The organism is Roseomonas sp. 18066 (genome assembly GCF_902706185.1).
GTDB lineage: Bacteria > Pseudomonadota > Alphaproteobacteria > Acetobacterales > Acetobacteraceae > Pseudoroseomonas.
This window is the reverse complement of sequence record NZ_CACSJM010000371.1, coordinates 1-434: the sequence shown is the minus strand read 5'-3', so window position 1 is coordinate 434 and position 434 is coordinate 1. Positions and strand designations below refer to the sequence as shown.

Below are 434 nucleotides of genomic sequence, written 5' to 3'. Positions count from 1 at the left end.
CCCGCGAGCTGCAGCTCGCCAAGGTTGCAGGCGTCCTCAAGGCCCCTGCCGCCGCAGCTGCACGCATCATCGACGCACTGCGCCTCAAGCTTGAAGAAGAGAACGGTGCACCGGCAGCTGCCGAAGCGCCCGCCGCTGAAGAAGCACCTGCCGCCGAAGCTGAAGCCCCGGCCGACGCTCCCGCAGCTGAAGAGAACTAATTCTCTTCACCCCACCAGACTCGGTGTGAAGGAAAGCCCCGCGCGGTCCGGACACCACAACAGGAAGGACGCCTACCATGGCGAAGCTCAGCAACGAAGAGCTCATTGAAGCTTTCAAGGAACTGACCATCATCGAGCTCTCCGAGTTCGTCAAGCTCTTCGAAGAGACCTTCGAAGTTACCGCCGCTGCTGTTGCAGTTGCCGGCCCCGCCGGTGGCGGAGCTGCTGAAGAGG

General features: G+C 62.7%; 1 protein-coding gene and 1 pseudogene. Both read left to right on the top strand.

What is annotated here, in order from left to right:
- The coding region (locus tag GVN67_RS29290; RefSeq protein WP_200845458.1) for a hypothetical protein at positions 1-200 on the top strand (200 nt) is incomplete at its 5' end.
- Between the two features lie 77 nt (positions 201-277).
- Positions 278-434, top strand: a pseudogene (locus GVN67_RS29285) (50S ribosomal protein L7/L12); the annotation flags it as partial.